Annotated in this window: 7 protein-coding genes; all 7 read left to right on the forward strand. The window is 70.6% G+C overall.

The window, feature by feature from the left end:
• Positions 1–609: 609 nt before the first annotated feature.
• The 7 genes from EUA98_RS19105 (at position 610) to EUA98_RS19135 (ending at position 6251) form a co-directional block, all read left to right on the forward strand.
• Positions 610–1527 carry a bifunctional DNA primase/polymerase gene (locus tag EUA98_RS19105; RefSeq protein ID WP_130104273.1) on the forward strand — a complete coding sequence of 306 codons (918 nt, stop codon included), beginning with the start codon at positions 610–612 and terminating at the stop codon, positions 1525–1527.
• Positions 1524–1955 (forward strand): hypothetical protein, encoded by a 432-nt coding sequence (locus EUA98_RS19110; RefSeq protein WP_130104274.1) that lies wholly within the window; start codon positions 1524–1526, stop codon positions 1953–1955. The genes EUA98_RS19105 and EUA98_RS19110 overlap by 4 nt, the downstream gene beginning before the upstream one ends.
• Entirely contained in the window at positions 1952–2782 is an 831-nt protein-coding gene (locus EUA98_RS19115) for a hypothetical protein (protein ID WP_130104275.1), read from the forward strand. The genes EUA98_RS19110 and EUA98_RS19115 overlap by 4 nt, the downstream gene beginning before the upstream one ends.
• A complete protein-coding gene (locus tag EUA98_RS19120) occupies positions 2775–3773 on the forward strand; it encodes a ParB/RepB/Spo0J family partition protein (RefSeq protein ID WP_130104276.1) in 999 nt (332 codons plus the stop codon). The genes EUA98_RS19115 and EUA98_RS19120 overlap by 8 nt, the downstream gene beginning before the upstream one ends.
• A 10-nt stretch (positions 3774–3783) precedes the next feature.
• Complete coding sequence (locus EUA98_RS19125; protein WP_130104277.1) at positions 3784–4473, forward strand: hypothetical protein; 690 nt, start codon at positions 3784–3786, stop codon at positions 4471–4473.
• Between the two features lie 12 nt (positions 4474–4485).
• The gene (locus tag EUA98_RS19130; RefSeq protein WP_130104278.1) at positions 4486–5691 is read left to right on the forward strand and encodes a M23 family metallopeptidase; all 1206 of its coding nucleotides are present in this window, start codon (positions 4486–4488) and stop codon (positions 5689–5691) included.
• Between the two features lie 110 nt (positions 5692–5801).
• Positions 5802–6251 carry a hypothetical protein gene (locus tag EUA98_RS19135; RefSeq protein WP_130104279.1) on the forward strand — a complete coding sequence of 150 codons (450 nt, stop codon included), beginning with the start codon at positions 5802–5804 and terminating at the stop codon, positions 6249–6251.
• The last annotated feature ends 326 nt before the right edge of the window (positions 6252–6577 follow it).

Raw genomic sequence — 6577 nt, forward strand, 5'->3', positions numbered from 1 at the left:
TGAACTCCTGGTTCACGCCCCACGCTGGCGGACTTGCTATGAACCACCGGCCTCAACTCATCCTGACCCGTAGGGAGTCGATCATCTTCATCGCTACATCTTCCAGCCCTAGTTGCTCCGGCTCGGTCTCGATACGGGACCCCTTCCCGAAGCGTGGGGGCTACGCCCGGATCAGGTTGCCCACCACTGTGAACGACGACGACGTCGACGAGTTCCCGCAAGGGTCAGCCTGTGGACAGCGCGCGACTGCGGGCTTTCCCTTTGCGGTTCGGGGTGCGTCCCCGGGGGTGGTGCTACTCGGGCACCTGATAGGTGATCGTGTCGATCCCGGTCGTGGAGGAGATGCGCACCTGCCCTCCGGGGTGGGACTCTCTCCGCGAGGTCCGTATCCCCCTGCGTATCCCCACGCGTATCCCCTGCGTATCCCAGGGTTGAGCTGCGTATCCCCTGGCGATTCAGGGCCGCGCCCTGGCCCTAAACCACATTCGCAACCCTTGGTCTGGACTTCTTGGGCTACTCACTTGACCTGGGCAAACACTGCGTATCCCCTAGGGGATACGCAGTTTGGGGATACGCATCCGACCACGCACGGTCGTCACTGTGGTGGGCATGGACAGCCAGATCAGAACCCCGCAGTGGACGTACGACACGCTCCCGGTCGCGTCGTCGCGAGAGTCGCTCGCGGAGGCGGCGCTCGGATTCGCGCAGGCGGGCATCGCGGTCTTTCCGTGCGTGTCTTTGGGCAAGGTGCCGCTGACCGCGCATGGGTTCAAGGATGCCTCGGCTGACCCGAACCGGGTCGAGTCGTGGTGGCGCAAACACCCGGACGCGAACGTCGGGCTGCCCACGGGTGCCGCCTCCGGGGTGGATGTCGTCGACATCGACGTTCACGGCCAAGCGTCGGGCTTCCCTGCGCTTGAGCGGGCGCGCGACGCGGAGCTCGTGAACACGTGGGTGTGGGTGGTGCGCACACCCTCGGGTGGGCTCCACGCGTATTTCCCGCATCCGCCCGGAAGCCAGCAGCGGTCGTGGCAGTCGCCGCGTACCCACATCGACTTCCGCGGGGACGGCGGATATGTGATCGCGCCCCCCTCACGCATCGAAGTCGACGGCGAGCAACGCCGATACGAGGTCGTCGCAATCGCGACGCACGCGCCCGGCCCCGTCGACGCTGCAGGGCTCCGCAGACTGCTCGACCCTCCCCTACCCCAACGCCCAGCGCGGACCTGGGCCACAAGCTCTGACGTGGATCCTGCGCGGCTGGCGAACCACGTGCGCTCACGCCCCCAGGGCGACCGCAACGGCGCCCTGTTCTGGGCAGCGTGCCGGATGGTCGAGGCAGGCTTCGACTTCACATCGACGCTCGGCTGCGTCGGCGCCGCTGGCGTGGACGCCGGCCTGAGCGCGCGTGAAGCCGAGACCACGGTGCGCTCAGCCTTCCGGCACACATCCGCCCGAACCGACCCCGGCGAGATGAGCCGGGACGACCCCGAGCACCCTTTCGGACCTGAGGCGGTGTCACTGTGAGCACTGGCGACTTCCGTGACCTTGAACCAGAGCCGACGCTGGCGGAACCGCCAGTTGCCCCGACGGCGCCGTCACCGCTGGCGGTGCATGGCGACCCCTCCCGCCCGGCACCCGACCCGGACCTCGCACTCACCCAGGCCACCGACCGCGCCCAGCGCGCGCAGGTCGCTTGGATGCGGCCGGCTGACATGCCGACGCTTGTCGGACGCGAGCTCCTCGGCCGCGCGGTCGAGGTGCAAGCGGCATTCGCCCATCGAAGCTGGAGTGCCCCGGCACGCATCACGCGGGCCGCGATCGGAACCCACGACCGCCCCCTGGCACCGGCACCGGACGCCGGACTCGAACCTCCTCCGGGCGTCGATGCTCGCGGCGCCGACGCCGACGAGCTCCTTGATGGTCCCGACCAGCAGGGGGTGCAACTGACATGAGCGCCCCAGCCTTCACCTCGCCCGGCGGACTGCGCGAACTGTTGCGCCGATTCGCCGATCCAACTCACCCATCCCAGTGGAATGGGCCAGAAGGTGACGCGCTCGCCCGGCACTGCATCGCACGCTTTACGCCGTTGGCTCGCAAGTACCGGCAGCCCCCGCAGGATGCTGCGTCGTTCGCGTTCGAGGTGATGTGCGACCCGCACCTGCTCGACGTCGATGACCCGTGGGCGGTGGTGACCACCGCGGTCAAGCGCTCCTTCAGTGCCCAGTTCACCGGCGACTCGCTGCTGTGCGGGGACCGCGCGGCGCGCCGCGCCGTCGACGTGCACGACCCGCAGCGGATCACCGACCGCGACTGGACCTTCCTCGAGGCCCAGCTCAGCCCCGAGACCGACAACGACGATGCCCCCGTCCCACGGACAACGAAAGCCGGCGACATCGCGCCGGTCGAACTGGACTCAGCCGTCAGCGACGCCGTCCGGCTGTTGCGGGCGTGCGGCTGGCCACCCGATGCCGCCCAGTTCGCGCTGGAGTACATCGGCGGCCGCCTAGAACTGGCAGGCAACCCGGCGACGGCATTCGAGTACCTGCGCCGCGACAAGGTCGCGCGCGCTCAGCTCGACATAGGCCAACATGCCTGGACCGCGGTGCTGACCGCTGTGCTGGGCAGCCCCGACACCGACCGAGGCCTGGGCCCGACCGGGAAAGGGATGCTCCTGCGGATCCTCGCCGGCTCCCCCCTCGACCAAGTCGCCACCGACACCGGCCTCGTATCCGCCCTGGCGTCATCCGCACCGCGAGAAAGACGGCCCAGCCATGTCTGACACCAGCGGATTCCTCCAGCTCGACCGCAGCGTGGATTCGATCGGCGTCGGTGCCCGGCACCGTAAGGACCTCGGCGACCTCGGGGTGCTGGCCCGCTCGATCGCCGACCGGGGCCTGCTGCAGCCGATCACCATCACCCCCGACGGCGCACTGGTGTGCGGGTTGCGACGGCTCGAGGCGATCAAGCAGCTCGGCTGGCGAACCACGAACGTGTGGGTGCGCCGGGTCTCCGACGGCGCGCAGCGGCTGCTCGCCGAGCAGGACGAGAACGCCATCCGCAAGCCCTACACGGACCTGGAAGCCGAAGAGCTGTACCGCGAGATCAAGACGCTGCTCGCCGAGGAGGCCGACCGCCACCAGGCCGCAAGAAGATTTGGCAGCCCGTCTGCGGACTCGGAAACCGCCAGGTCACGCGGGGTGCCCGATTCGGGCACCCCGCGTGACCTGGTCGGCAACTCCCGCAAGCGGGCCGCACTCCTGGTGACCGGCACCGCGTCCCACACCCGGATGGAGCAGATCGGACAGATCCGCGATCTGGCCGCCGACCCCGCCCAGCCGCAGCGGATCCGCGACGTGGCGACCAGGGCCCTGGAGCACATCCGCGCCGGGAACCCGGTCAACCCGGCCTACCAGTCGGTCCAGGCCGCACTGGGCAAGACCGTCGCCGCACCCGACCGCCCGCGCCCCACCGACGCCGAGCTCGAGGCTTTGGCCCAGGCCACACTCAAACGGAGCCAGGCCCCAGCCAAGGGCAAGTCCCGACCTCCGGCGAACCCGCCACCGTCAACGACGGGGTTCACCGGCTCGCGGCGGATGTGGGTGCTCACGTTCCGGGACCTGGACGGATGGCTCAGCGGGTACGACCCGGCGGACCTGGCGACGTCGGTGAGCGCCGCCGAGTGGGCCACGTTCGAGCGGGTCCTGGCGCAGATGACCGCCTTCGCCGAAGCGGGCCGCGCCGAGCGCGACGTCGTGCGCGAGATGGTCTAGGGCGCCGGCGATGCTGTACTCCCCCACCCGCTCCCGCCTGGTTCGCGCCGCACTCGTCGGCGTCACTGTCGTGCTACTCGTCGGCGTCGTCGGGCTCGCGATCTCCACGTTCGGCCAGCCCGACACACCCGCACCCGCACCCGCAGAAGAACCGACGTCATCGGCGGCCCCGGTCGACACCACGAGGCCCGCGTCCGCCGCGGCTAGGTCCCGCGGCGCACTGGCGCCGGTGGTGCCCTCGTGCGACCCGGTCGATTTCGCGACGTCGGCGGCGCGTGCGCTGTTCGAGTGGGACACCACCGTCCCGGTGGCCTTGGCCCAGTACAAGGGGCGCCTGTTGGTGGTCGCCGATCCGAGCGGCCAGGAGTCAGCTGGCCTGGCCTTGGACCTGGCGAGCTACCTGCCGAGCCCGCCCGCGTGGGAGCACCTGCGCGAGTACGACACCCGGCAATGGTTGGAGGTCACCGGCGCGCTGGTCCCGGATGCGTGGACGGACGCCATCGGCCGGGACCCGAACCTGGTCGCGTCCGGCACGTTCGCCGTGACCATCACCGGGATCCGGCACCGGGCCGGCACGTGGGATGGGGAACCGGTCACCGACCAGTTCGACGTCGCGTTGACCGCCTTTGTCGGGTGCGAGCCGACCTACCCCACCTGCTCCCTGCTGCGCCTAACGCAGCTCGACAAGCCGCTGCGATAGGGGGTGAACGCAATGCGCCGCATCGTGGTCGCCGCCTCGTTGGCAGTCCTGGCCGGCCCGAGTGTCCTCGTCATCGTCCTCGCCTTGTTCGTGGGCTCGATGGTGGGTGCCGCGTGCTCGACGGCCACGCCGGTCACGGTCGGCCCCGTTCCCGAACAGCTGCGGGCCACTGCGGCGGACGGTTCGCCGGCGCGATTGGACCGCACCCAGCTGGGCCACGCGGCGACGATCATGGCGGTCGGCTCACGCATCACCGGGGTGGGACCTGAGGGTCTGCTGGTTGCGCTCATGGCGGGGTTGACCGAGTCCGGGCTGCGGATGTACGCCAACACCACCGCCTACCCGACGTCGGCGAACTTCCCGCACGACGGTGACGGGGCCGACAACGACTCCCTGGGCATCTTCCAGATGCGCCCGGCGGCCGGGTGGGGCTCGGTCACCGACCTCATGGACCCGACCTATCAAGCGCGGGCGTTCTTCGGTGGACCCGACGGTCCCAACGGTGGGTCCCCACGCGGACTCCTGGACATCAGTTCCTGGCGGGACTTGCCCGCGGGCGCCGCGGCGCAGGCGGTCGAGGTGTCCGCCTATCCAGAGCGGTACGCCCGGTACGAGCCAGTGGCCGCAGCGATCCTCGCCGCGCTCACCATGCCCGTGGCGGCCGCCTCGAGTGAGCCGGCTCCGGTGGCCGGCTCGGCCCGGGTCTTCCCGCTGCCCGATGACACCTGGTCGCCGACCAGCCGGTACGGCATGCGCCGGAACCCGGTGACCCAGGTGTGGGCGTTGCACGCCGGCGCGGACCTCGCCGCCCCGGCCGGAACCCCTGTTCTGGCCACCGCAGACGGACGCGTCGTGGCGGCCGGGCCCGGCGGTGGGCTGGGCAACCGCATCACCCTCACGCACGGCACCGGCGCAGGGCCCGCCGCCAGCGACACCGTCGCCTCGGTCTACGGGCACCTGCTCGACGGCGGCATCCACGTCACGGTTGGCGACCTCGTGACCGCGGGCCAGCACATCGGCGATGTCGGCTCGACCGGCAACTCTTCCGGCCCGCACCTGCACTTTGAGCTGCGCCCCGGCGGGCCCGACCGGCCCGCGATCGACTCACAGCCGTGGCTCGATGGCGCAGCTCATCTGAGCGCAGGCGAACTGATCACGGCCGCCGCGCCGACGTCGTCCTGCCCGGCCAACGCTGCGAACAGCGGAGTGAACCCGTGAGCGCGCGACGGCTCCAGTGCCCGTGAGCGATCGCGACCCAGGGGTGCCGCGCACACCTAACAGTCGACAGCGGCTGCCGATCCGGCACCGCCCGGCAGTGGGAGGTTGCGATGACGATCCCTACCCAGACCTGCGTTGCTGGGTTCATCGTGTCGATGGGCGCGCTCGAGCAAACAGTCAAGGGCGTGCACTTCGTGCGGGCCCGGGTCGGCGTCGACGCGCCGGTGAACGACCCGGTCGGGCCCGCCCGACCCGTCAGCAGGATCTACTTCTTCCTGTACGTCTATGGCGACGCGGCCGAGCGGGTGTCGCGTCGTTTTCGTAGCGGCGACGTCTTTGTCGCCTCGGGCCGGGTGGGGTACGCCCCGTCGACCGGGAGCGTTTTCGTCGCCGAGCGGATCGGCCACGACGCCAAACGAACCACCTACCGGGTGGTCCGCACCCGTCAGCGCAGCCGGCGCCCCGCCCGCAGCCGCGAGCTAGACGAGCTGGCAACCTCGACCGCGCCGGCCGCGGGTGCGGCGGTCGCGGCCATCCCCGCGCCGGCCGGCGCGATCTAGGGGGCCCGCGAAGATGACCAGCGACCCCACCGACACCGCCGCGCGTCGGCCTGTCCCGACCGGCCAGCAGCAGCAGCCCCCCGATGGTGGCCCACAACCATCGCCCAAAGCGAGCGGTGACCAGCCCGTTTCGCTTCAACCGCCCAGGATCCCGGTGGTCAACTGGCATGACCTGACCCCTGCCGACGCCCGCGCGCAGTGGCACCGGCTGGACCGGTGGGTGACCCAGGTGCGCAAGGACTACGGCCTCGCCCTACGGGTCAGGATGAGTTGAGGCCGGTGGTTCACAGCAAGTCCACCAGCGTGGGGCGTGAACCAGGAGTTCA

It is taken from the genome of Pengzhenrongella frigida, assembly GCF_004168625.1.
GTDB lineage: Bacteria > Actinomycetota > Actinomycetes > Actinomycetales > Cellulomonadaceae > Pengzhenrongella > Pengzhenrongella frigida.